General features: G+C 67.8%; 22 protein-coding genes and 1 other RNA gene. 10 read left to right on the forward strand and 13 right to left on the reverse strand.

Going from position 1 to position 22,721, the window contains the following annotated elements; genetic code table 11:
* The first annotated feature begins 181 nt into the window (after positions 1 to 181).
* From thrC to FZ983_RS08865, 3 genes are all read left to right on the forward strand, one after another.
* Positions 182 to 1,603: a threonine synthase gene (gene thrC, locus FZ983_RS08855; protein ID WP_149223203.1), complete on the forward strand. Its 1,422-nt coding sequence runs from the start codon at positions 182 to 184 to the stop codon at positions 1,601 to 1,603.
* A complete protein-coding gene (locus tag FZ983_RS08860) occupies positions 1,600 to 2,859 on the forward strand; it encodes a pitrilysin family protein (RefSeq protein WP_149223204.1) in 1,260 nt (419 codons plus the stop codon). The genes thrC and FZ983_RS08860 overlap by 4 nt, the downstream gene beginning before the upstream one ends.
* 160 nt (positions 2,860 to 3,019) lie before the next feature.
* Entirely contained in the window at positions 3,020 to 3,610 is a 591-nt protein-coding gene (locus FZ983_RS08865; RefSeq protein WP_149223205.1) for a GNAT family protein, read from the forward strand.
* Between the two features lie 15 nt (positions 3,611 to 3,625).
* On the opposite strand, the gene FZ983_RS08870 is transcribed toward FZ983_RS08865, so the two are convergent.
* The 5 genes from FZ983_RS08870 to efp all read right to left on the reverse strand — a co-directional run bounded on the left by FZ983_RS08870 (position 3,626) and on the right by efp (position 8,663).
* A complete protein-coding gene (locus tag FZ983_RS08870; RefSeq protein WP_149223206.1) occupies positions 3,626 to 5,020 on the reverse strand; it encodes a peptidoglycan -binding protein in 1,395 nt (464 codons plus the stop codon).
* A gap of 36 nt (positions 5,021 to 5,056) precedes the next feature.
* Entirely contained in the window at positions 5,057 to 6,250 is a 1,194-nt protein-coding gene (locus FZ983_RS08875) for a flagellar motor protein MotA (RefSeq protein WP_149223207.1), read from the reverse strand.
* A gap of 60 nt (positions 6,251 to 6,310) precedes the next feature.
* Entirely contained in the window at positions 6,311 to 7,078 is a 768-nt protein-coding gene (locus FZ983_RS08880; protein ID WP_149223208.1) for an OmpA family protein, read from the reverse strand.
* Between the two features lie 123 nt (positions 7,079 to 7,201).
* Positions 7,202 to 7,999 carry an inositol monophosphatase family protein gene (locus FZ983_RS08885; protein ID WP_149223209.1) on the reverse strand — a complete coding sequence of 266 codons (798 nt, stop codon included), beginning with the start codon at positions 7,997 to 7,999 and terminating at the stop codon, positions 7,202 to 7,204.
* Between the two features lie 97 nt (positions 8,000 to 8,096).
* Positions 8,097 to 8,663 carry an elongation factor P gene (gene efp / locus FZ983_RS08890; RefSeq protein ID WP_014247190.1) on the reverse strand — a complete coding sequence of 189 codons (567 nt, stop codon included), beginning with the start codon at positions 8,661 to 8,663 and terminating at the stop codon, positions 8,097 to 8,099.
* 392 nt (positions 8,664 to 9,055) lie between these two features.
* On the opposite strand from efp, the gene epmA reads away from it, so the two are divergent.
* Positions 9,056 to 10,120, forward strand: a complete 1,065-nt coding sequence (gene epmA, locus FZ983_RS08895; RefSeq protein ID WP_149223210.1) for an EF-P lysine aminoacylase EpmA — start codon at positions 9,056 to 9,058, stop codon at positions 10,118 to 10,120.
* Between the two features lie 74 nt (positions 10,121 to 10,194).
* On the opposite strand, the gene FZ983_RS08900 is transcribed toward epmA, so the two are convergent.
* The 6 genes from FZ983_RS08900 to FZ983_RS08925 all read right to left on the reverse strand — a co-directional run bounded on the left by FZ983_RS08900 (position 10,195) and on the right by FZ983_RS08925 (position 15,253).
* Positions 10,195 to 11,520, reverse strand: coding sequence for an outer membrane protein transport protein (locus tag FZ983_RS08900; protein ID WP_149223211.1), 1,326 nt, complete (start codon positions 11,518 to 11,520; stop codon positions 10,195 to 10,197).
* A gap of 259 nt (positions 11,521 to 11,779) precedes the next feature.
* Entirely contained in the window at positions 11,780 to 12,586 is an 807-nt protein-coding gene (locus tag FZ983_RS08905; RefSeq protein ID WP_149223212.1) for a TSUP family transporter, read from the reverse strand.
* Between the two features lie 55 nt (positions 12,587 to 12,641).
* Positions 12,642 to 13,307, reverse strand: coding sequence for a thiamine phosphate synthase (gene thiE / locus FZ983_RS08910; RefSeq protein WP_149223213.1), 666 nt, complete (start codon positions 13,305 to 13,307; stop codon positions 12,642 to 12,644).
* A gap of 3 nt (positions 13,308 to 13,310) precedes the next feature.
* On the reverse strand, positions 13,311 to 14,240 hold the full coding sequence (locus FZ983_RS08915) for a class I fructose-bisphosphate aldolase (protein ID WP_149223214.1): 930 nt from the start codon (positions 14,238 to 14,240) through the stop codon (positions 13,311 to 13,313).
* Positions 14,241 to 14,405: 165 nt separating this feature from the next.
* Positions 14,406 to 14,651 carry a hypothetical protein gene (locus FZ983_RS08920; protein ID WP_149223215.1) on the reverse strand — a complete coding sequence of 82 codons (246 nt, stop codon included), beginning with the start codon at positions 14,649 to 14,651 and terminating at the stop codon, positions 14,406 to 14,408.
* Between the two features lie 110 nt (positions 14,652 to 14,761).
* The gene (locus FZ983_RS08925) at positions 14,762 to 15,253 is read right to left on the reverse strand and encodes a hypothetical protein (RefSeq protein ID WP_149223216.1); all 492 of its coding nucleotides are present in this window, start codon (positions 15,251 to 15,253) and stop codon (positions 14,762 to 14,764) included.
* Positions 15,254 to 15,489: 236 nt separating this feature from the next.
* On the opposite strand from FZ983_RS08925, the gene FZ983_RS08930 reads away from it, so the two are divergent.
* Positions 15,490 to 15,834, forward strand: coding sequence for a type II toxin-antitoxin system HicB family antitoxin (locus FZ983_RS08930; protein ID WP_149223217.1), 345 nt, complete (start codon positions 15,490 to 15,492; stop codon positions 15,832 to 15,834).
* A gap of 172 nt (positions 15,835 to 16,006) precedes the next feature.
* Positions 16,007 to 17,695: a cache domain-containing protein gene (locus FZ983_RS08935; protein WP_188092278.1), complete on the forward strand. Its 1,689-nt coding sequence runs from the start codon at positions 16,007 to 16,009 to the stop codon at positions 17,693 to 17,695.
* 200 nt (positions 17,696 to 17,895) lie between these two features.
* Here the strand turns inward: FZ983_RS08935 and gap are convergent, their stop codons facing one another.
* On the reverse strand, positions 17,896 to 18,918 hold the full coding sequence (gene gap / locus FZ983_RS08940) for a type I glyceraldehyde-3-phosphate dehydrogenase (protein ID WP_149223218.1): 1,023 nt from the start codon (positions 18,916 to 18,918) through the stop codon (positions 17,896 to 17,898).
* Positions 18,919 to 18,977: 59 nt separating this feature from the next.
* Positions 18,978 to 20,972, reverse strand: a complete 1,995-nt coding sequence (gene tkt / locus FZ983_RS08945; protein ID WP_149223219.1) for a transketolase — start codon at positions 20,970 to 20,972, stop codon at positions 18,978 to 18,980.
* A 399-nt stretch (positions 20,973 to 21,371) separates the two neighbouring features.
* Here tkt and FZ983_RS08950 point away from each other — a divergent pair, with 399 nt between their 5' ends.
* The 4 genes from FZ983_RS08950 to FZ983_RS08965 all read left to right on the forward strand — a co-directional run bounded on the left by FZ983_RS08950 (position 21,372) and on the right by FZ983_RS08965 (position 22,701).
* Positions 21,372 to 21,596 carry a hypothetical protein gene (locus tag FZ983_RS08950; RefSeq protein WP_149223220.1) on the forward strand — a complete coding sequence of 75 codons (225 nt, stop codon included), beginning with the start codon at positions 21,372 to 21,374 and terminating at the stop codon, positions 21,594 to 21,596.
* Between the two features lie 4 nt (positions 21,597 to 21,600).
* A complete protein-coding gene (locus FZ983_RS08955) occupies positions 21,601 to 21,909 on the forward strand; it encodes a cell division protein ZapA (RefSeq protein WP_149223221.1) in 309 nt (102 codons plus the stop codon).
* Between the two features lie 14 nt (positions 21,910 to 21,923).
* A non-coding RNA gene (ssrS, locus tag FZ983_RS08960) (6S RNA) lies at positions 21,924 to 22,087 on the forward strand.
* A 29-nt stretch (positions 22,088 to 22,116) separates the two neighbouring features.
* Positions 22,117 to 22,701, forward strand: coding sequence for a 5-formyltetrahydrofolate cyclo-ligase (locus FZ983_RS08965; protein ID WP_149223222.1), 585 nt, complete (start codon positions 22,117 to 22,119; stop codon positions 22,699 to 22,701).
* The last annotated feature ends 20 nt before the right edge of the window (positions 22,702 to 22,721 follow it).

The raw sequence follows: 22,721 nt of genomic DNA on the forward strand, positions 1-22,721 counted from the left end.
GCGCCGGCCCCGATGGAACGCTGAACAGCCCCCGGAAAACCGTTTCACGGTGTTCCAAACGTTCCATCCAAAGCCGCGGAGCGCCCCAACCGGACGGAATATGCGCCGTGCGTCCCGCACCGCTTGCGTGCGGGCGGGCACCTCGCTAACTATGCCCACTTCATCGGACGGAGTGTAAGCGGTGCGGTACGTCAGCACGCGGGGCGCGGCCCCGGTCTTGGGTTTCGAAGACGTCCTTCTTGCCGGGCTGGCGCGCGACGGCGGCCTCTATGTGCCGGAGACCTGGCCGCAGTTCACGGCCGACGACATCCGCGCCATGCGCGGTCTGCCCTACAGCGAGATCGCCGTCCGCGTGATGCTGCCCTTCCTGGGCGGCGCAATCGCCGAGGACGAGTTCCGTGCCATCGTCCGCGACGCTTATGCCAGCTTCGATCATGCCGCGGTGACCCCGCTGGTGCAGGTCGATCCGACCACCTGGGTGCTGGAGCTGTTCCACGGTCCGACGCTGGCCTTCAAGGACGTGGCGCTGCAACTGCTCGGACGCCTGTTCGACCATGTGCTGGCCAAGCGCGGGCAGCGGGTGACCATCGTCGGCGCCACCTCCGGCGACACCGGCTCGGCCGCCATCGAGGCCTGCCGCGACCGCCAGAACGTCGACATCTTCATCCTGCATCCCAAGGGCCGCACGTCCGAGGTGCAGCGCCGCCAGATGACCAGCGTGCTGTCGTCCAACGTCCACAACATCGCGCTGGACGGCACCTTCGACGATTGCCAGGATCTCGTGAAGTCGATGTTCAACGACGGCGCCTTCCGCGACCGGATGGGGCTGTCGGCGGTGAACTCGATCAACTGGGCCCGCATCATGGCCCAGATCGTCTATTACTTCACCGCCGCGGTGGCGCTGGGCGCCCCCGACCGGAAGATCGCCTTCACCGTGCCGACCGGCAATTTCGGCAACGTCTATGCCGCCTACGGCGCCCGCGCCATGGGGCTGCCGGTGGAGACGCTGGTGGTGGGATCCAACAGCAACGACATCCTGGCGCGCTTTTTCGCCAGTGGGAGCATGGTCGCGGCGCCCGTCGTGCCTACCTTGTCTCCCAGCATGGACATCCAGATCTCTTCCAACTTCGAACGGCTGCTGTTCGACCTGCTCGACCGCGACGGCACCGCGGTGACAGAGGCGCTGAACCGCTTCCGCACCGAGGGCAAGTTCGCGGTGACCGACGCGCAGCTCGCCCGCGCGCTGGCCATCTTCTCCGGCCACCGGGTGGACGAGGCCGCCACCATGGCGACCATCGCCGATGTCTGGAAGGGCAGCCTCTACCTGCTCGACCCGCACACGGCGGTCGGCATCGGGGCGGCCAAGGCCGCGGTTGCCGCCGGCCGGGTCGATCCGTCCGTTCCCATGGTGGTTCTCGCCACCGCCCATCCCGCCAAGTTCCCCGACGCGGTGGAAAAGGCGACCGGCCGCCGGCCGGACCTGCCGCCGCGTCTGTCCGATCTTTATGTGCGCGAGGAGCGCCTGTCCGAACTGCCGAACGATCTGGCGGCGGTCCAGGACTTCGTCACCGCGCGCGCCCGCGCCGCCCAGGAGGCCGCATGAGTTCCATTCGTGTGACGACGTTGCCCAACGGGCTTCGCGTCGCGACCGACACCATGCCCGACGTGCAGTCCGTTTCGCTCGGCTGCTGGGTCGGGGTTGGCACCCGCAACGAGGCGGCGAGCGTCAACGGCGTCGCCCATCTCGTCGAGCATATGCTGTTCAAGGGCACCCGCCGCCGTTCGGCCTTCCGCATCTCCGAGGAGATCGAGAATGTCGGCGGGCAGCTGAACGCCTACACCACCCGCGAGCAGACCGCCTATTACGCCAAGGTCCTGCACGAGGATGCGCCGCTGGCGCTCGACATCCTGTCCGACATGATCCAGCACTCCACGCTGGACGCCGAGGAGCTGGTCCGCGAGCGCACCGTGGTGCTGCAGGAGATCGGGCAGAGCGCCGACACGCCCGACGACATCATCTTCGACCATTTCCAGTCGACCGCCTATCCGGGCCAGGCCATCGGCCGTCCGGTGCTGGGCTCGGCGGAGATCGTCGGGGCTCTGCCACGCGAGGCTCTGGTCGATTACATCGCCGGCCATTACGGCGCCCCCGGCATGGTGCTGAGCGCCGCCGGCCGGATCGAGCATGACCGTATGGTCGATCTCGCGTTCAAGGCCTTCGGCGACCTGCCGAGCGGCGCCCCGCCTAAGCCGGAGCCTGCCAGCTATACCGGCGGTGACTTCCGCGAGGATCGCGACCTGGAGCAGATGCACCTCGTGCTCGGCTTCGACGGGGTGGGGGTCCATGATCCCGACTTCTACGCCCATTCGGTGCTGTCGACCCTGCTCGGCGGCGGCATGTCGTCCCGCCTGTTCCAGGAGGTGCGGGAGAAGCGCGGGCTGGTCTATTCGATCTACACCTTTACCGGCGGCTACCATGACGGCGGCCTGTTCGGCGTCTATGCCGGCACCGGCGAGGACGAGGTGGCGGAACTGATCCCCGTCGTCTGCGACGAGATCGCCAAGGTCGGTGCCGACGTGACCGAGGACGAGGTCGCCCGCGCCCGCGCCCAGTTGAAGGCCGGGACATTGATGGCGCTGGAAAGCTCCATGTCGCGTTGCGAGCAACTGGGTCAGCAGATCCTGATCTACGACCGCCCGGTTCCGGTGGAGGAGATCGTGGCGAAGATCGACGGCGTCGACCGCGACGCCGTGGTCAAGGCCACCAGCCGACTGCGTGCCAGTCGCCCGACCGTCGCTGCGCTTGGGCCGATCTCCAAGCTCGAAAGCTACGACCGCATTGCGGAGCGTCTCGCCTGACGATGGTGGCTGCGGTGCCCCCTCCCTCCCACGCTTGCGCGTGGGTCCCTCCCTCCCCCGCCTTCGGCAGGAGAGGGGATGTTTGCGATGAGGCGGCAGTTCCCTCTCCCACCAGAGGTGGGGGAAGGTTAGGGAGGGGGCCGACCACCCCGGCATTGCGATGATCCGCCTTCTCGGCAGCGGCCTCATCAGCCCGCCTGCGGTCCGGCTCGACGGCCCGCATTGCTACATCCGGCCGCCGCTGCCGCGCGACTGGCGGGAATGGGCGGACCTCCGTGCCGCCTCGCGCGACTTCCTTACCCCATGGGAACCCACCTGGCCGGCCGACGCCCTGACGCGGACCGCCTTCTCCCGCCGGCTGCGGCGGCAGGCGCAGGAGTGGCGGGACGATCTCGGCTACAGCTTCCTGATCTTCGACCGGGGAACCGACGCTCTGGTCGGCGGGCTCGGCCTCACCAACATCCGGCGCGGCGTGGCGCAGATGGGGACGCTCGGCTATTGGGCGGGCCAACCCTACGCCCGCAACGGCTATGTGTCGGGCGGCACCCGGCTGGTCCTGGAGTTCGCTTTCGGCCAACTCGGCCTGCACCGGGTCGAGGCCGCCTGCCTGCCAACCAACCTGCCGAGCCGTGGTTTACTGGAGAAGGTCGGCTTCAGCCACGAAGGTTATGCCCGCGGCTACCTGCGCATCGACGGCGCATGGCGCGATCATGTCCTCTACGCCATCCTGCGGGAGGAGTGGAAGGGCTGACCCGGCCGGTGTCCCTTACCGCTGGTCCAACTTGATTTCGATGCGGCGGTTCTTCGCCAGCGCCTCGTCCGATGTGCCGGGCTCGATGGGCTGGAACTCGCCGAAGGCGGCGGCGGCGAGCCGTTCCGCCGGGATGCCCTGGTCGATCAGGAATTTCACCACCGACAGCGCGCGTGCCGAGGACAGTTCCCAGTTGGAGGCGAACTGGAAGCGCACCGGCTTGATGTCGGTGTGGCCGTCCACCCGCAGGACCCAGTTGATGTCGGACGGAATCGCCTTGCCGATCTCGATCAGCGTGCGGGCAAGATCGGCCAACCGCTGCTTGCCAGCCTCCTCAAGGGTCGCCGAGCCTGAGGGGAACAGCAGTTCCGACTGGAAGACGAAGCGGTCGCCGACGATCCGCACGTCCGGCCGGCTGCCCAGCGCCTCGCGGACGCGGCCGAAGAACTCCGACCGGTAGCGGGCGAGGTCCTGCACCTTGGCGGCGAGCGCCTGATTGAGACGCGCCCCCAATTCCGCGATCTGCACCTTCTGCTCGGCCGACGCCTTCTCCGACACTTCCAGCGCCGCCCCGATGCGGGCCAGCTGTTCGCGCAAGGCCAGAAGCTGCTGGTTCAGCAGGTCGATCTGCTGTTTGCTCCGGGTGCCCTCGGCCTGCTCGCCGGTCAGTGAGGCCATCAGGTCGCGGATGCGGACGTCGCGCTGCTCCAGATCCTTCTGGGCCTGGGTCCGGCTGTCGGTCAGCTGCGATTCGAGCGACTTCAGCCGGATGTCGCGCTGGTCGATCTCCTTCTGCGCCAGCATCGTCTTCTCGGCGGCGGAAGCCAGTTCCGACTCCAGCGCCTTCGCCCGGTCGCGGGTGGTGCCGAGTTCCGCCAGCAGGGCTTGACGCTGCTGTTCTGTCAGCTTGGTCGCAGCCACGGCGGCGGCCAGTTCGCCCTCCAGCTTCTGCCGGGCATCGCGTAGAGCCTTGATGTCGGCCTGCAGGCTGAGAATTTCCTTCAGCTTCAGGTCCAGCGTCTCGCGGTCGACGCGGACGTTGCGCTGCAATTCCTCCAGCGTGCGGGCGGTGCGGTCGCGGTCCTCCTGCAACTGGCTCAGCGACAGCGTCATGTCGTCGCGCGCGGCGACGGAGGTCTGCAACTCGGTCGACAGCTGGGTGATGTTGACGCGGAGATCGGCGTTCGCCTCCCGCTCCATCGCCAGCAGGTCGTTCATTTCCGCGATCTTGCGGTTGAGCACGGTCAGCTGCTCGTCACGGCCAGTCAGTGCGGTGGCGAGGTAGAACTGGGTGACGATGAAGACCATCAGCAGGAAGATGACGACCATCACCAGGGATGACAGGGCGTCGACCCAGCCGGGCCAGGCGCTGGCGTCGCGATGGCCGTTGCGGCGGCTGATGCTGGCCATGGATGCTCCCGGCGTTTGCCTTGGGTGTTCTGGGTGTCAGCGTTGCTGCTGGTCGGCTTCTTCGGCCAATGCGGCGATGGTGCGGGCCAGCAGCTTGATCTCGCTGCGGATCTCCTGCACCGCCTGGACGCGGCCGTTGGAGGATTCCTCGACGATGCGGGCGAGGTAGATGTCCATGTTGCGAAGATGCTGGCGCGAGGCGTCGTCGAAGCCGCCGCCCGCGGTCTCCGCCAACCGGTCGAGCAGGCTCCTCACCTCCAGCTGGTTCTCGCCCAGGCGCAGGAGAAGCTGCTGTTCGGCCCGCATATGGTCGGTGAGGCTGGACAAACGTTCGGTCAGCGCCATCAGGTTGGCATTGGCGGCGCGCCGGCCTTCCTCGGCCGTGGCGACGGTGCGCTGCAGCGAGTCGAGGTTCTCCGCGGTCTGCTCCAGCAAGGCGGTCAGGTAGGCCGAGGCCGAGTGATCGCCAGACTCGAGCCCGCCGGCGGCACCGCTCGACAGCCGGGTGGCGCTCGACAGCCAGTCTTCGAGATCCTGGAAGAAGCGGTTGTGGGCTTGGCTGGCCTGGAGTTCGAGGAAGCCCAGCACCAGCGACCCGGCGAGACCGAACAGCGAGGAGGAGAAGGCCGTTCCCATGCCGACCAGCGGCGCTTCCAACCCCTGCTGCAGATGGGAGAACATGGTGCCGACGTCGCCGCCCTGCACCGACAGGCTGCCGATGACGCCGCCCACCGACTGCACCGTGTGCAGCAGGCCCCAGAAGGTGCCGAGCAGGCCGAGGAAGATCAGCAGCCCGATCAGGTAGCGCGACAGCTCCCGCGATTCGTCCAGGCGTGAAGCGATGCCATCCAGCAGCGAACGCATCGACAGCGCCGACAGGGTCAGCCGCCCGCGCCGTTCGCCCAGCATGCGGGCCATCGGGGCCAGCAGCACTGGCTCCTGCAGCGAGGCGGGGGCGACGCCGCTCTGGTACTGCTCCAGCCACGCCACTTCGGGGCGCAGCATCAGGACCTGACGGAAGATGAAGGCGATGCCGGCCAGCAGCGTCGCCAGGATGACGCCGTTCAACGGCGCGTTGTTGAGGAAGGCTGCGCGCAAGGCCGGGAACAGCAGTCCGCACACGGCACCGACCACCACCAGGAACAGGATCATCCGGGTCAGGAACCGCTCCGGGCGTGTCATGAGGGAGGATACCTCCAGCGGTCGGGTCGTCGGGGTCGTGGCGGTCATGATGCTCCGAAGGGGTGTTCCGATCAGACCTCGCCCACGGGTGGGCCCACGGGTGGAGCGCTACTCGTTCAAGAAGACAACATCGATCCGGTCCGGCATTCCGCCGGCCTCATCAAGGCCCAATGCGCGGACATCGACCCGGCTGCTGCGGATGCCGAAAGCGGTCAGCCGCTCCCGCAGGGCCAGCGCCCGGACGAGTGAGCGCTGCCGCGCCTCACGCGCCGTATCCGCGGTGCCGCTGGCGTAGGAGCGCAGCTGCAGACGGGCGGTGTCGCTGGCGCGCAGCCGTTCGACGATCCGGTCGACCGTGGCGTCCGCGTTATCCGGCAGATTGGTGGCGTCGGCCGGGAACACAAGGCTCAAAACGCTCGAAGGTGGCAGGCTCGCCGCAGGGGGTGCCGCTTCCGGGGGAGGGGGCAATGCCGCGGTGTCGGTCCGCGGAGACGCCGGCTCGGTTCCGGGCGTCGGCGTGGGGGCTGCCTGCGTCGGCGCGGTGGCGACGGCCGGGGCGGACGGCGCTGCCGGCCGGGAGGCTGGCGGTTGGGCCGGGCCTTCGGTCATCTCCGGCGGGGGAGGTGCTTCGATCGGCTGCGGCAGGACGAGGCGCGGCGGCGCCTTGACTGTCGGCGGGGTGCGCAGGTTGGGGCGCGGCGGTACGGACAGCGGAACCGCATTTTCCAGCGTCAGCCCGGCCGCGACCTGTGTGTTCGCCGGAGCCGCATTCGCCGGAGCCGCCGCCGACAGGGCGGCAGGATGCAGCGCCCAGGCCGCGCACAGCGCGGCGGCGACGGCACGGTGTTTGCGGTCGGCGTGTCCCCAGCGGCCCAAAACGATGCGTCCCGTTAAACCTTTGTCGTGCAAACCATAGCCTATCGATCGCACCAGCGACAACCGCTCATCCGTCCCGCCCCGGTGAGGGGCAGGGCGGGCGGGCCGGTGCGGACGCGGGGCTCAGCCCTTGGCGGACTTCAGCAGGCGGGCGACCGGGACCTGGAGGTGGCTGTTGGCGGCCAGCACGTTGCCGGTGAAGACCGGGTTGCGGCCACCCTCGATCTCGCCGACGAAGCCGCCGGCCTCGGTGACCATCAGCACGCCGGCCGCACAATCCCACGGAGCCAGCCCGCGCTCCCAATAGGCGTCGAATCGGCCGGCGGCGGTATAGGCGAGGTCGAGCGAGGCGGCGCCGAAGCGGCGGATGCCCGCGACTTCCTTCATCACCGCTTCCTGTTCCTTCAGGAAGGCGGCATGGTCGCCGCGGCCCTTGAAGGGGATGCCGGTGGCCAGAACGCAGTCCTCAAGCCGGCGGCGTTCGGAGACGCGCAGGCGGGTGTGGTTGACGAAGGCGCCGGCACCCTTCTCGGCCCAGAACAGCTGGTCGCCGATGGGGGCGTAGATGACGCCGGCGACGATCTCGCCGTTGCGCTCGGCGGCGATGGAGATCGCCCAGTGCGGCAGGCCGTGCAGGAAGTTGGTGGTGCCGTCGAGCGGGTCGACGATCCAGCGCGCCTCGGCGTCGCTGCCCTTGGACGCGCCACTCTCCTCCATCAGGAAGCCGAATTCGGGACGCGCCTTCTGCAGTTCCTCGCGCAGGGTGCGTTCGGCCTTCAGGTCGGCGGCGGACACGAAGTCGGCCGGCCCCTTGCGCGACACCTGGAGGTGTTCGACCTCGCCGAAGTCGCGGACGAGACCCCGAGCTGCCTTTTCGGCGGCGCGGACCATGACGTTGATGAGAGCGGAGCGGGTGGCCATGGGTGTTGGTGTACCGTTTTATGCAGGAACCAGAAAACAATACACCGGCCTCCGCGCTTGGCGAAGACCGGTGATGGCAGGACGGACCTTGGAAGGATCAGTCCTTCGCGCGCTCGACATACTCGCCGGTGGCGGTGTCGACGACGACGCGGGTCCCGGCCTCGATGTGCGGCGGAACCAGGATCGACACGCCGTTCTCCAGCTTGGCCGGCTTGTAGGAGGAAGAAGCCGTCTGGCCCTTCACCACCGGGTCCGACTCGGTGATCGTCAGCGTGACCTTGCCGGGGATCTCGACGCCCAGCGGCGAGCCTTCATGGCTCTGCACCGTGACTTCCATGCCGTCCTGCAGGAAGACGGCCGGGTCGCCGATGATGTCGCGCGGGATGGCGACCTGCTCGAAGCTTTCCTTGTCCATGAAGGTGAAGCTGTCACCTTCGGCGAAGAGGAAGGTCATTTCATGCTCGTCCAGGCGAGCGCGCTCAACGGTCTCCTGGGTGCGGAACCGCTCGGTCGACTTGTTGCCGGTGCGAACGTCCTTCATTTCCAGCTGGATGAAGGCGCCGCCCTTGCCAGGCTGCACGATGGCGGTTTTGGTGATGACCCAGAGCTTACCGTTGTGCTCCAGCACATGGCCGGGGCGCATCGTGTTGGCATTGACCTTCATGGCGTACTCGTGAATTCCAGAATCAGGGCGGCGCGGACCCTACCAGCTTGACCGCCCATAGGCAACGGCGCGGAACGGTAATGGCGCGCGATCCGGGCGATTGACGGACGATTCTTCAGCGAATCGGCGCAGCCAGTTTGGAATTGCTCCAGCAATGCGACGTTTGAAACGGTTTTGCCGCCCCTGTTCACTGTTCCATTCCCCGCGATCGCCACCACCGGCCGTTGATCGGTGGAGTTTACCACGGCGCATCGGCCGGCGGTAAGCAGGGGCGGCAAAACCGCGAACCGGGAGCAGGGGGCTGTGACCAATGGCGAGCCAGCTTGAGTACGCCGCCCGTGGGTGCTCTGATGCGCCGGCACCCCTTTCGACTTTGCAGAAGAGCGCGCCGCATGCCCGCCCATCGATCCACCGAGCTTCCCCCCTGGCACCCCGAGGCGCTCGCCCGGCGCCGGCCCTATCTGGCGGCGCGCGGCCGGGTGCTGAACGCCGTCCGCCGCGTGTTCGAGGAGCTTGCCTTCGTCGAGGTGGACACGCCCGCCCTGCAGGTGTCGCCTGGGATGGAACCGCATCTCCAGGCCTTCGCCACCGTACTGCAAGGCCCCCATCCGGACGACCGCCGGCCGCTCTACCTGCACACCAGCCCTGAATTCGCCATGAAGAAGCTGCTGGTCGCGGGCGTGCCGCGGCTGTGGCAACTGGCGCATGTCTACCGCAACGGCGAACGGTCGGGCACCCACGCGCCGGAATTCTCGATGCTGGAATGGTATCGCGCGGGCGACGGCTACCGAACCCTGATCGAGGATTGCCGGGAGTTGCTGCGGGCCGGGGCGGAAGCCAGCGGGCGGCGGAGCTTCACGTTCCGCGGCATGACCTGCGATCCCTTCGGCGTCTGGCGGGTGCTGACCGTGCCGGACGCGTTCAAGGAGTATGCCGGCATCGACCTGATGGCGACCTATGACGGCAGCCACGATCCCGACCCGGCGGCGCTGGCGGCGGAGGCCACGCGCATCGGCATCGTGCCCCATCACGGCGACCGCTGGGAAGACATCGTCTTCCGCATCATGTTCGACCGGATCGAACCGCATCTGGGCGACGGCGTGCCTTGCGTGCTGACCGACTATCCGTTGTGCATGGCGGCGCTGTCGCGGCCGAAGCCGGAGGACCCGAGGCTGGCCGAACGATTCGAGCTGTATGCCTGCGGTCTGGAACTGGCGAATGCCTTTGGCGAGTTGACCGACCCGGCGGTGCAGCGTGCCCGCTTCGAGGCCGACATGGAATTGAAGGAGCGGCTGTACGGCGAGCGCTTCCCGGTGGACGAGGATTTCCTGGCGGCGCTGGAGCATGGCATGCCGCAGAGCAGCGGTATCGCCATGGGCTTCGACCGGCTGGCGATGTTGTGCAGCGGGGCCGAGAGCATCGAGCAGGTGCTGTGGCTGCCGGTTGCTGGGGTTTGAGGGGGGTATCCCCCTCACCCTAACCCTCTCCCCGGGGGGAGAGGGAGCCCCTGTAAGGGGGAGGGCAATCAACTTTAGAACGTGAACTTCGCCTGCAGGCCGATCAGGTCGATGCTGCTCTTGTATTCCGCGGTCAGGTTGCCGCGGCCGGCTTCGGCGCCGGTCAGGTCGTCGGTCAGGTTAACCGAGGCCTTCGGCACGAAGACGTGGGAGTAGGCGGCGTCGACGCGCAGGCTGTCGGTCACCTGATAGCCGGCGCCGACCGACAGCCAGTAGCGGTTCTGCTCCGGGATGCGGGGCGTGCGGTATTCGACGTCGACCGCGCCCTTGTCGAAGGCGATGCCGCCGCGCAGCGTCAACTTGTCGGTCACCTTGTAGGAGGTGCCCAACGCGTAATACCAGGTGTCTTTCCAGTGCTCTTCCGTGACCGAGGTGAGCGCGGGATTGGCGATGTTGACGCGCAATTCCTTGAAGCGCGACCAGTTGGTCCACTGCACATCGGCCATCACCGCCCAGCGGTCGTTCACCTCGTGGTACAGGCCGATGGAGGCGATTTCCGGCGTGATCAGGTCGGCATTGGCGCTCTGGGAGGGCAGGGCGCCGGCCAGCGCCGGCGGCAGGCCGGTGAAGGAAATGTTGCCGGTCAGCGTGTGCTTGACCGCCGACCGGTAGCCGATGCCGATGCGCGTGCCCTTCATCGGTTCGATCAAGGCGCCCAGCGAGACGCCCCAGCCCCAATCGTCGCCGGTCACGTCGCTCTTGACGTCCAGCGCGCCCGGACGGCCCAGCCGGCTGGCGCCGAAGTCGGACGACTGCGACAGCTTGGCCTTGGCGTACTGGATCTGCACGCCGCCGCCGATGGTGATCATCGGGTTGATCCGGTACGAGACCGTCGGCACGAAATTATAGGTGCGCAGATCGGAGCGGATGCCGTGATAGCGGCCGATCCAGCTGTCGCCGTAATCGGTGACGAGCCCCCAGGGGCCGTTGGCCGACAGGCCGACCTTCAGGTCGTCGTTGATCGAATAGACGAAATAGCCTGCCGGGACGATGGCGTCCTGCGCGATGTCGCCGGGCGACGCGTTGCCGCTGATGGAGGTGCCGCCCAGCCGCCGGGCGCGCGTGGCGCTGGCGTTTTCGACCTTCGACTTCACGATGACGCCGGTGGCGGTCTGCACCGCCTCGATCCCGGTGACCAAGCCCATGGTCGCGGGATTGTAATACATGGAGCTGGCGTCGCCGTTGCCGCCGGCGGTCACGCCGGCAAAGGCGGTGCCCTGGCCCGATACGCTCTGCTCCTTCAACGCGAAACCGGCGGCGAACGACGTGGAGGCGGTCGCGATCGGTGCGGTCACCGCAAGGGCGGCAGCGGCGGTCATCAGGCGTGTCTTGAGCGTCATCGGAGACATGGTTCCTTCCCCAAATTGTGTTGTTGACGCAATGATACACAAACTGACGCTTACGTAAAGAGCCGCCCACCACTTTTTGTTGGCCGCACAAGCAGTGTTGCGGCCCTGCACCGGAAGGGGAAGTCGGCAAAGGGAAATAACCGCAAGGCGGCACCACCGGCGGGAGAGGGAGCTCCGGCCGTGGCGCCGTCAGGCGGCGGAATTGTCCAGTGATTTCAGTGGAGGAAAAGCGCCGGCGAAGCCCGGCGCGTCAGGCGATCCAGGCGACCGCGGCGGCGAAGATCTCGCGCAGGATGTTGTGCTCGTCGCTCCACACCAGCTTGGCGGTGATGACGATGGAGGCGACGACCAGCATCGGACGGACGACTCGGGCGCCGTTGCGGATGACCATGTGGGCGCCGAGCTGGGCGCCGATGTATTGGCCGACGCCCATCAGCAACCCAATTGTCCACAGCACATGGCCGCCGACGATGAAGAACAGCAGCGAGGCCACGTTGCTGGTCAGGTTCAGCACCTTGGTGTGGGCGGTCGCCTTGCGCAGATTGTGGCCCAGCAGCGAGACGAAGGCGATAGCGAAGAAGGTGCCGGTGCCCGGCCCGAAGAAACCGTCGTAGAAGCCGATGCCGGTGCCGATGCTGAGTGCGAAGGCATGCTCGCCGATGCGCTGATGGGCGTCGACGTCCCCGGCCTTGGGCGACACCAGCAGATAGATGGCGATGCCGATCAGCAGGATGGGGATGACGTCGCGCAGGAAGCTGGGATCCAGCATCTGCACCAGCGTGGCACCAGCCCCCGCACCAATGAAGGTGCAGAGGATCATCGTGCGCATCGCGGCCGGATTGACCTCGCCACGGCGGACGAACTTGATGGTGGCGGACAGCGATCCGAAGCTGGACTGCAGCTTACCGGTGGCCAGCGCCTCAGCCGGCGACAGTCCGGCGGCCAGCAGGGCGGGGATGGTCAGCAGGCCGCCGCCGCCAGCGATGGAATCGACGAAGCCGGCCAGCAGGCCCACGGCGAACAGGATGCCCAGCGACTCGGGCGTCAGAAGATCCATGATTTTGGGGAAGTCCAGGTAATCGGCCAAACAATCGGCCAGGTAATCGGCCGGCTCAGCCGGCGAGTGCGGCCTCAATGGCGGCGTTCAGCGCCCGGACTCCGGCGCCCGGACCTTGGGGGTGGCCCCAGACGGCGTTGACCACGGCCAGGAAATCGGCACCCGCGGTGACCAGCGGCGCGCAATTCTCGGCGGTGATGCCGCCAATCGCGACGCAGGGGACTTCCATCAGCTCCGACCACCAGCTCAGCAGTTCCGGCTCCGCCTTGTACTCGGCCGTCTTGGTGGTGGTGGGGAAGAAAGCGCCGAAGGCGACGTAGTCGGCCCCCTCCTCGCCGGCGATCATGGCGAGATGGCGGCTGTCATGGCAGGTGACGCCGACGATGGCGTCGTTGCCCAGAATCTTGCGGGCGTCGCGATAGGGAGTGTCCTGCTGCCCGACATGGACGCCGTCGCAGCCGGTCTCCCGCGCAAGACGCGGATGGTCGTTCAGGATGAAGGCGACCTCACGCTCCTGCGCGATCGGGCGCAGAAGGTCGCAGGCGCGACGGATGTCGTCCTCGGAACAGTCCTTGAGGCGCAGCTGCACGCAGGCGACGTCGCCGGCATCCAGCGCTTCCCGAAGAAGCGGCGCGAACGCCGCCGGCTCCAGGGCCGGCGGCGTCACGAGGTACAGACGGCAGGCGGGAGGTTCCGCCTGCGCCGACTTTCCCTTGGCCAAGTGTTACTCCCGGCCCTGGTAGATCTTCATGATCCGGTCGAGCAGCTTGAGGGCATCCTCACGCGGGCGCTGGAAGGCGTTGCGGCCGATGATCGAGCCGTTGCCGCCGCCGTCACGGATGGCGCGGGCGTCCTCGAACACCGCATCCTCGCCCTTGGTGGCGCCGCCGGAGAAGACCACGATGCGACGACCGTTGAAGGTGCACTGCATGATGTGCTTCACCCGCTCCGCCTGGGTGGCGATCGGGATGTTCTTGGACTCGTAGACCTTCTTGGCCTCCGCCTGCTCCAGATGGGCCGACGGCAGCTTCACCTTGATGATGTGGGCGCCCAGCAGAGCGGCCATATGGGCGGCATAGCCGATCACGTCGATGGCCAGCTCGCCGTCCTTGGTGATGGCGCCGCCGCGCGGGTAGGACCACAGCACGGTGGCGAGGCCGTAGGACTTCGCCTCCTTCGACAGCTCGCGGAACTCCTCGTACTGGGAGTACATGGCGTCGGAGCCGGGATAAATCGTGAAGCCGATGGCCGAGCAGCCGAGGCGCAGCGCGTCCTGGACCGAGGCGGTCACGGCCTGGTCGGCCGCTTCCTTCTGGGTGGACAGGCTGTTGGCGCTGTTCATCTTCAGGATCAGCGGGATCGAGCCGGCGAAGGTGCCGGCGCCGGCTTCCAGCGAGCCCAGGGGAGCGGCGTAGGCGTTGCAGCCCGCGTCGATGGCCAGCTGGTAGTGGTAGTGCGGGTCGTAACCGGCATCGTTCGGGCCGAAGCTGCGGGCGGGCCCGTGCTCGAAGCCCTGGTCGACCGGCAGGATCACCAGCTTGCCGGTGCCGCCGAGCTTGCCTTCCATCAGGATGCGGGCGAGGTTCGCCTTGGTGCCGGGATTGTCGCTCTCGTAGTTGGCGAGAATGTCTTTGACGCGGCGCGTGAGCTTCATTGTGGCTCTTCCCTGGGGCATTCTTGGAATGGCGCCGTACTTAGCCCGTATTTGGCCGTTTTGCAACGGCGGGAGGGGCATAAAGCGGCCATTTGCCACGTCTGAACGGCCTAGGGCCTGCGGATGGGCCAATCCCTCATGGTCGGTCCGTCACCCACCAAGGGGTTAGGGCAGAAGGGTGCGCAGTGCGATGTACAACCCATAGCCGGCACCGCCCAGCACCGCCCAGGCGCCGGCCGTCAATCCGATCCAGACCGCCAGCAGGCGGATGCCGCGCATCTTCTCCGGCTCGGCGCCGGGACCGGCGGTCCCCAGTCCGCTTCGGTCCGCCGGCCGGCCGCTTGCGGCGTGCCCCGGACGGAGAGGTTGCGCGATGGTCGACTCCGGGGTGGTCAGGGAGGTGATGCTCATGGGCGGGTCTTCCGGCATCGGAGGGAGGGTGCTGTGTCACAAAAATATCCTTACGTGACGCTACACCACCTTTGCGCGGCGAGGCTGTGCGAAAAAGCGGTAGTCCTGCCCTAACCTTGGTCGCCTGCCAACCAGTGGCGGCATAGGGCCTCCAGCGCGACCGCGCGGTGCCGGCCCCGACCTTCGGCGGGGGGCCGGGCGGCGGGGGGCTGGGCGGCGCGGAGTTGGGCAGCGCGGAGTTGGGCAGCGAGGTCGAGTGCAGGCGGGCAGCGGGTCAGCAGCGCCGCGCCGCGGGCGGCGGCGATGGCGGCCAGCCGGTCCGCCACGTCGGCCCGGCCGGTGAACAGGACCAGCCGCATCCCGGCGGCCAGCGCGCCCTGGGCCTCGCCGGCGCGGTCGCCGCATTCCAGCAGTCCGGCGACCTCCAGCCCCGGATGAGCCATGCGGACACGCTCGACCACCCCGCGCAGCCACAGGGCGCCGGCCGCGGGAGGTGCCATCAGCACGAGAGGCTTCCCGGTCTGGTCGGCGGCAGCGGCGGCGGCCAGCGCGTCGTCCAGGCCGCGAATCAGGATGGGGCGGAAGGGTGGAGGGACGGTCATCGGCAGGTCGCGGCAGCGGGGGAGGGCGGCGCACTCTAACCGCGGCCGGCAGCGTCCGGAACGAGCGAATCGGAGATCCGGCCGGGCGTGATCCAGCGGTTGTGAGAATTGAGGCAGGTCAAACCCTATGATCGCGGTCCCGGAGTATGGTCGGTCACATCGGACCCAATCTCTGGGGACAGGGTGCCAGCGCGCCGGGTCCGTTTCATGGGAATTGATCCCCCGGGAATGCCGCGATGATGGAATACAAGGGTTACAAGGCCCAGATCGACTTCGACAATGACGCGGGCGTCTTCGTCGGCGAGGTCATCAACACCCACGACGGCATCACCTTTTCCGGCCGGTCTGTGGACGAACTGCGCGAGTCCTTCCGCCGTGCGGTGGACGATTATCTCGACCTGTCCTGCGACATGGGCGGCGATGCGGAGCAGCCCTTTTCCGGCCGTCTCTCCATCCGCATCAACCCCATCCTGCACCGGGCCATCGCCGACTGCGCCGCGCGCGAGGGCAAGAGCCTTTCCGCCTGGATTGCCGAATGCCTGGGGCGGGCGGCCGGAGTGGCGAAGGTGAAGGCGGGCTGAAAATTCGCAAAATGCGATGCCGATTGCCTGCGCCGGTCCGGCCGCTTGGCATTCTGGCATTCGGGCTGCGGGTGGAAACTGCGCGCATGCGTTGCGATGCATGGGTATGTTCCTCTTGCCCAACTGGCATTGCACTTGCTCATATCTCCCCAATGGAAGAAGGGGATTGGCTATGAGCGGACTGAAACTGACCCTGCGGGCGAAGCTGTGGGCTCTGGTCGTGCTGGCCGGCGCTATCTGCATCGCGCTCGCCGCCTCGGCGTTGTGGCTGAACCAGCGCAGCACGCTGGAGGATCGCAAGGAGACGCTGCGCTCCGTCGTGCAGACCGCCCATGGGCTCGCCGCCGGCTACGACGCCGAAGTGAAGGCCGGACGACTGACCCGCGAGCAGGCGTTCGAGCGGTTCAAGGCGAACATCAACACGATGTTCTACAACGGGAAGGACTATCTCTTCGTCCTCGGCACCGGCTATCAGGCGGTCATCCACCCGGTCCGCCCCGACGTGATCGGCAAGGACCAGCGTGACATGAAGGATGCCAACGGCGTCTTCTTCTCGCGCGAGATGGTCGACACCGCCCGCAACAAGGGCGAGGGCTTCGTCGGCTACAGCTATCCCAAGGCCGGCGGCGACCAGCCGCTGCCCAAGCTCAGCTACGTCAAGATGTTCGAGCCGTGGCAGGTCATCATCGGCACCGGCGTCTACATCGATGACCTGGACGCCCGCTTCATGCGCAGCCTGTGGACCATGGCGGCCATCGTCGGCGGGCTGGCCCTGCCGGTGGTGGCGCTGATCGCGCTGGTCGGCAACTCCATCAGCCGCCGCATCCGCCGACTGTCCGACAGCATGCGCAGCCTCGCCGACGGCAACCTGTCGGCCGCCGTTCCCGAGACCGGCAGCCGCGACGAACTGGGCGACATGGGCCGCGCCGTGGAGGTGTTCAAGCTGAACGCCGAGGCGAGCCGGCGCCTGGAGGCCGAGCAGGCGGAGGCCGCCCGCCGGGCGGAGGAAGACAAGCGGCAGGCGATGGACCGGCTGGCCGCCCGATTCGAAGGAACGGTCGGCGGCATGATCCGCTCGGTCTCCACCACCACCGACGCGTTGGGGCAAAAGGTGCGGGCCATGTCGCACGCGGCGGAGCAGACCAGCCAGCTCGCCGGGCTGGTCGCCAGCGCCAGCGACGGCACCGCCGCCAACGTGCAGACCGTGGCCGCGGCATCGGAACAGCTGTCCAGTTCCATCGTCGAGATCGGCCGGCAGGTGTCGGAGGCCAGCCGCGTCGCCAACGAAGCCGTCGGCATGGCGCAGGAGGCGACCGGCCGCATCGGCAGCCTTGCGGAAGCGGTGGAGCGGATCGGCACCGTGGTCGGGCTGATCAATTCCATCGCCGGCCAGACCAACCTGCTGGCGCTCAACGCCACCATCGAGGCGGCGCGCGCGGGCGAGGCGGGGAAGGGCTTCGCCGTCGTCGCCAGCGAGGTGAAGGCGCTGGCCAACCAGACGGCGAAGGCGACCGACGAGATCGGCGGCCAGATGAACGGCATCCAGTCGGTGACCGGTCTGGCGGTGACGGAGATCCAGAAGGTGGCCGCCGTCATCGAGCGGCTGAGCGCCATCGCCACGACGATTTCCGCCGCGGTCGACCAGCAGAACGCCGCCACCGCGGAGATCTCCCGCTCGGTCCAGCAGGCCGCCGCCGGAACGGGGGAGGTGTCGTCGAGCATCTCCGGCGTCACCGCCGCATCGGACGAGAGCGGCCGCACCGCCCGCGAACTGGTGGAGGCGCTGGGCAAGCTGTCTGACGAGGCCGCCGGGCTGAACGCCCAGGTCGGGACCTTCCTGGCGACGGTTCGGGCGGCGTGAGGCAAGGCGTCGGCTTGCGAATGCCCCCTCCCTAACCCTCCCCCTCTTCGAGGGAGAGGGAACTGCCGCTGAAGCTTTGCAAAGCTCCTGCCCCCTCTCCCGCGAAGCGGGGGAGGGATGGGGAGGGGGCCTCAAGCGTCACCAAAAGCAAAAAAGGCGCCTCCCTTGCGGAAGGCGCCCTTTTCTCGGGTAGGCGAGGCTTACTTGGCGTTCGCCATGGCGACGGCGGTGTCGCTCATGCGGTTGGAGAAGCCCCACTCGTTGTCGTACCAGGTCATGATGCGGACGAAGTTGCCGTCGATGACCTTGGTCTCGTTCAGCGCGAAGATCGAGCTGTTCGGATCGTGGTTGAAGTCGGTCGAAACCAGATCCTCGGTGTAGGCGGCCAGCACGCCCTTCAGCGGGCCGTTGGCGGCATCGGAGATCGCCTTGGTGATCTCTTCCACCGAGGTGGCGCGCTTGGACGTGAACTTGAAGTCGACGACCGACACGTTCGGGGTCGGCACGCGCATGGCGGTGCCGTCCAGCTTGCCCTTCAACTCCGGCAGGACCTTGCCGACGGCCTTGGCCGCACCGGTGGAGGTCGGGATCATGTTCAGGGCCGCGGCGCGGGCGCGGTGCAGGTCCTTGTGGTTGGTGTCGACGATCCGCTGATCACCCGTGTAGGAGTGGATCGTCGTCATGAAGCCCTTCTCGATGCCCACCAGATTGTGGAGGACATGCGCGACCGGAGCCAGGCAGTTGGTGGTGCACGACGCGTTGGAGACGATTCGGTGCTCGGCGGTCAGCTTGTCGTGGTTGACGCCGTAGACGACGGTGATGTCCTCGTCGGTGGCCGGAGCGGAGATCAGCACCTTCTCGGCGCCGGCTTCCAGGTGCTTGGCGGCATCGGCGCGCTTGGTGAAGATGCCCGAGCATTCCATGGCGATCTGGACGCCCAGATCCTTCCACGGCAGCTTGGCCGGGTCACGCTCCTGCACGACCTTGATGGAGTGGCCGTTGACGATCAGGACACCATTACCGTTTTCGTCGGCGCCGGTCTCGATGGTGCCGGGGAAGCGGCCGTGGACGCTGTCGTACTTCAGCAGGTGCGCGTTGGCCTTCAGATCGGCCAGGTCGTTGATCGCCACGACCTCCACGTCCTTGCGGCCGCTCTCGTAGATGGCGCGCAGAACCAGACGGCCGATGCGGCCAAAACCGTTGATCGCTACCCGTACAGCCATGACTTCCTCCAGTTGGATATGGGGCGCCCGAATTCGGCTGGACGCCCCTTCGGCTTCTCTCAGAGACGCGCCTTAACGGCGTCCACGACCGCTTCGGCGGTGATGCCGAAGTGCTTGTACAGTTCCTGGTAGGGCGCCGATTCGCCGAAACCCTTCATGCCGACGAAGGCGCCCTTGTCGCCCAGCCAGCGGTCCCAGCCCAGACGGATCGCCGCCTCGACGCCGACGCGCACGCCGGTGCCGAGCACCGATGCCTTGTACGCATCGTCCTGACGCTCGAACAGTTCCCAACTCGGCATAGACACAACGGCGGTGCCGATGCCCTGGGCCTGCAGGGCCTTGCGGGCCTCCATCGCCAGCGACACTTCCGAACCGGTGGCGAGGATCGTCGCCTTGCGCTCCCCCTCCGCCTCGGCCAGGACGTAGGCGCCGCGGGCCGACAGGTTCTCCGCCGTATGCTCGGTGCGCAGGGTCGGCACGTTCTGGCGGGTCAGCGCCAGGACCGACGGGGCGCCGGTCGCCTCCAGCGCGATCTGCCAGCACTCGGCGGTCTCGACCGCGTCGGCCGGGCGCAGAACCAGCAGGTTCGGGATGGCGCGCAGCGCCGCCAGATGCTCCACCGGCTGGTGGGTCGGGCCGTCTTCGCCGAGACCGATCGAGTCATGGGTCATCACGAAGATGGTGCGCTGCTTCATCAGCGCGGCCAGACGGATCGACGGGCGGCAGTAGTCGGCGAACTGCATGAAGGTGCCGCCGTAGGGGATGACGCCGCCATGCAGCGTCATGCCGTTCATCAGCGTCGCCATGCCGTGCTCACGCACGCCGTAGCGGACGTAACGGCCGGCGAACTCGCCCTTGCCCTTCACGTCGGCGGTGTTCTTGACCTTGGTGTTGTTCGACGGGGTCAGGTCGGCGGAGCCGCCGATCATCTCCGGGATCGCCGGGACCAGCACCTCCAGCGTGTTGCCCGACGCGACGCGGGTCGCCCAGCTCGGCTTGTCGGCGCTGACCTTTTCCTTGAAGGCGACGATGGCGTCGGTCAGCGCGGAGGGCACGCCGCGGCCGAAGGCCTCGTCGAAGGCCTTTCCGGCGGCCTCGGTCAGCCCGGCGCGGCGGCCGGTCCAGGCGGCATAGGCGTCGGCGCTGCGGGTGCCGGCGGCGCGCCAGGCGGACAGAACCTCGTCGGGAACGACGAAGGCCTCATGGGTCCAGCCGATGGCCTCGCGGGTCGCGGCGACCTCGTCGGCGCCCAGCGGCGAACCGTGGCAGCCGTGGGTGTTGGCCTTGTTCGGCGCACCCTTGCCGATGATGGTGCGGCAGGCGATCAGCGTCGGCTTGTCGGTGGAGGTCCGGGCCTGGGCGATGGCCTTCGTCACCGCGTCGGTGTCGTGGCCGTCGACGGCGATGGTGTTCCAGCCGTAGGAGCGGAAGCGCGCCTGGGTGTCGTCGGTGAAGCTGAGGTCGGTCGAGCCGTCGATGGAGATGTGGTTGTCGTCCCACAGCACGATCAGGCGGTTCAGCCCGAGATGGCCGGCCAGCGAGCAGGCCTCGTGGCTGACGCCCTCCATCAGGTCGCCGTCGGACGCGATGACGTAGGTGTAATGGTCGATCAGCTCGTCGCCGAAGCGGGCGTTGGTGATCCGCTCCGCCAGCGCCATGCCGACGGCGGTGGAGACGCCCTGGCCCAGCGGACCGGTGGTCATCTCGATACCCAGGCTGGGATCGACTTCCGGGTGGCCGGGGGTCAGGCTGCCCAGCTGGCGGAAGTTCTTGATCTCGTCGATGGTCATCCGCTCGTAGCCGGTCAGGTAGGCCAGCGAGTAGATCAGCATCGAGCCGTGGCCGGCCGACAGCACGAAGCGATCGCGGTCGGGCCAGGACGGGTTCTTCGGATCGAACTTCAGGAACTGGGTGAACAGGACCGTGGCGACGTCGGCCATGCCCATCGGCATGCCGGGGTGGCCGGACTTCGCGGCCTCGACCGCGTCCATGGAGAGCGCGCGGATCGCGCTGGCCATCGTGTGGAGGGAGGGCTGGGCGGAGGCAGCGGACATCTGGCGTTTCCTGCGGAATCGGGCGCGGTGCGGCGTCGGCAACGATGGTTGCGCGGTCGCCGGATGAGGCGCCGCGAAACGGGCGCACCATGCAGAACCGCCGTCCGCAGGTCAACATGGGAATGGGGTAGGAAACGGTATGGCAGAGCCCCCCTCTTCCGTGTGGGATGTTTCCCGCGGGATACCGTCTCTGCACCAGCGTGTCCGCTGCGGCCTTCCGTCACGCCTCGGTATTCCGTATGGGCATTCGGTGGAAGAGTTCGTCGTGGCGGTTGACGAGGTCGGCGTGCCGGCCCAACTCTAGGCGCTCCGATAAGGCAGCGGCTTGGCTTGGCGGACAGCCGGGGCGGGGCCGCTGCCCCTCGAACATGACGTGCCCACAGGTCGAGGTTGACGTCCATGGATTCCCTGAAAACCGCTCTCGACCGTCTCGGCCGTGCCGTGGACCGGCTGGAACATGCCGCGGCGGCGCGCGAGGAGCGGGTCGGCCGGCGCGAGCAGGACCTGTCGCAGGCGCTGGAAACCGCGCGGGCCGATCGCGCGACCGCCCAGGCGACCGCAGAGGCGGTGTCCCAGCGGCTGGAGGTCGCCATCGCCCGGCTGCAACACGTGCTGGAGAGCTGACGCCATGGCCCAGGTCGACATCGAAGTGAACGGCCGCTTCTATCGCATGCTGTGCGAGGACGGGCAGGAGGCGCGGCTGCGGGAACTGGCGGCCTACGTCGACGATCGGCTGCGCCGTCTGACCGGCGGCGGGCGCAGCGGGTCGGAGGCGCAGATGATGCTGATGACCTGCCTGGTGCTGGCCGACGAGTTGCAGGATGTGATGTCCAACAAGGGGATTGCCCCCGCCGTGGACGAGGGCGCGGTGGTCGGCGAACTCGATCGTGTCGCAAAACGCATCGAAGAGGTTGCCGCGCGGCTCGAGCGCGCCTAGATTGGTACACGGAAGGACCGCTGCCTGGTTCGACAGGCTGCAATAATCCCCAGGGCCGATAACCTTGATCTCTAGGGAGCTGTCCCTGTCCGGCCCATCGGGCCGGGTACACGGCGCCCACCTGCTCATGCAGGCCATGGAGGATAGGCACATGGCCACCGGCCAAGGCGGCACCTTCCACCTTCTTTTCCCCGCCCGCAGTCCGCGATGACCGATCCGCAAGCCAAGGACGCCGCCCGACGCGAGGCGCGCGCCCGGCGCGACGCCATCGCCGGCACCGACCGCCCCACAGCCTCCGCCGCCGTGTGCCGCCGCATCGCCGAACTGGCGGCGGACGGACATCTGCCGCAGGGGGCTGTCGGCGGGTATTGGCCGCTCGGCTCCGAACTCGACGCGCGGCCTGCTTTGCTCCATCTTAAACAGCTTGGCCGTCCGGTTTCCCTGCCGGTGTCGGGGCCGCGCGGCACCGCGCTGGTCTTTCGCGACTGGGATCCGGAGGCGCCGATGGCTGTTGGCCGCTATGGCATCCACGAGCCGGGGGAGGGGCGCGCGGTTCTGCGGCCGTCGCTGCTGCTGGTGCCGATGCTGGCTTTCGACCGCGGTGGGCACCGGCTGGGCTATGGCGCCGGCTATTACGACCGGACGCTGGACAGCCTGCGGGCGGGTGGGGCGGTTCTGGCGGTGGGCGTGGCCTTTGCGGTGCAGGAAATGCCGGCGGTGCCGGTGGACGGCCATGACGAGCGACTGGACTGGATCGTGACGGAGCGGGAAACGCTCCGCATTCATAAGTGAGATTATCGGGAAGGTTGGGG

This window comes from Azospirillum sp. B21 (genome assembly GCF_008364825.1).
In the GTDB taxonomy this organism is placed as follows: domain Bacteria; phylum Pseudomonadota; class Alphaproteobacteria; order Azospirillales; family Azospirillaceae; genus Azospirillum.

Excerpts from the sequence above, each read along its gene's own strand:
- FZ983_RS08860 (WP_149223204.1), top strand. The coding sequence starts at position 1,600 with ATGAGTTCCATTCGTGTGACGACGTTGCCCAACGGGCTTCGCGTCGCG.
- FZ983_RS08875 (WP_149223207.1), bottom strand. The coding sequence starts at position 6,250 with ATGACCGCCACGACCCCGACGACCCGACCGCTGGAGGTATCCTCCCTC.
- FZ983_RS08905 (WP_149223212.1), bottom strand. The coding sequence starts at position 12,586 with ATGGATCTTCTGACGCCCGAGTCGCTGGGCATCCTGTTCGCCGTGGGC.
- gap (WP_149223218.1), bottom strand. The coding sequence starts at position 18,918 with ATGGCTGTACGGGTAGCGATCAACGGTTTTGGCCGCATCGGCCGTCTG.
- FZ983_RS08925 (WP_149223216.1), bottom strand. The coding sequence starts at position 15,253 with ATGACCGTCCCTCCACCCTTCCGCCCCATCCTGATTCGCGGCCTGGAC.
- FZ983_RS08870 (WP_149223206.1), bottom strand. The coding sequence starts at position 5,020 with ATGGCCAGCATCAGCCGCCGCAACGGCCATCGCGACGCCAGCGCCTGG.
- epmA (WP_149223210.1), top strand. The coding sequence starts at position 9,056 with ATGCCCGCCCATCGATCCACCGAGCTTCCCCCCTGGCACCCCGAGGCG.
- FZ983_RS08930 (WP_149223217.1), top strand. The coding sequence starts at position 15,490 with ATGATGGAATACAAGGGTTACAAGGCCCAGATCGACTTCGACAATGAC.
- FZ983_RS08965 (WP_149223222.1), top strand. The coding sequence starts at position 22,117 with ATGACCGATCCGCAAGCCAAGGACGCCGCCCGACGCGAGGCGCGCGCC.
- FZ983_RS08865 (WP_149223205.1), top strand. The coding sequence starts at position 3,020 with ATGATCCGCCTTCTCGGCAGCGGCCTCATCAGCCCGCCTGCGGTCCGG.
- FZ983_RS08955 (WP_149223221.1), top strand. The coding sequence starts at position 21,601 with ATGGCCCAGGTCGACATCGAAGTGAACGGCCGCTTCTATCGCATGCTG.
- FZ983_RS08950 (WP_149223220.1), top strand. The coding sequence starts at position 21,372 with ATGGATTCCCTGAAAACCGCTCTCGACCGTCTCGGCCGTGCCGTGGAC.
- FZ983_RS08885 (WP_149223209.1), bottom strand. The coding sequence starts at position 7,999 with ATGGCCACCCGCTCCGCTCTCATCAACGTCATGGTCCGCGCCGCCGAA.
- FZ983_RS08900 (WP_149223211.1), bottom strand. The coding sequence starts at position 11,520 with ATGACGCTCAAGACACGCCTGATGACCGCCGCTGCCGCCCTTGCGGTG.
- FZ983_RS08920 (WP_149223215.1), bottom strand. The coding sequence starts at position 14,651 with ATGAGCATCACCTCCCTGACCACCCCGGAGTCGACCATCGCGCAACCT.
- FZ983_RS08935 (WP_188092278.1), top strand. The coding sequence starts at position 16,007 with ATGAGCGGACTGAAACTGACCCTGCGGGCGAAGCTGTGGGCTCTGGTC.
- efp (WP_014247190.1), bottom strand. The coding sequence starts at position 8,663 with ATGAAGGTCAATGCCAACACGATGCGCCCCGGCCATGTGCTGGAGCAC.
- tkt (WP_149223219.1), bottom strand. The coding sequence starts at position 20,972 with ATGTCCGCTGCCTCCGCCCAGCCCTCCCTCCACACGATGGCCAGCGCG.
- FZ983_RS08915 (WP_149223214.1), bottom strand. The coding sequence starts at position 14,240 with ATGAAGCTCACGCGCCGCGTCAAAGACATTCTCGCCAACTACGAGAGC.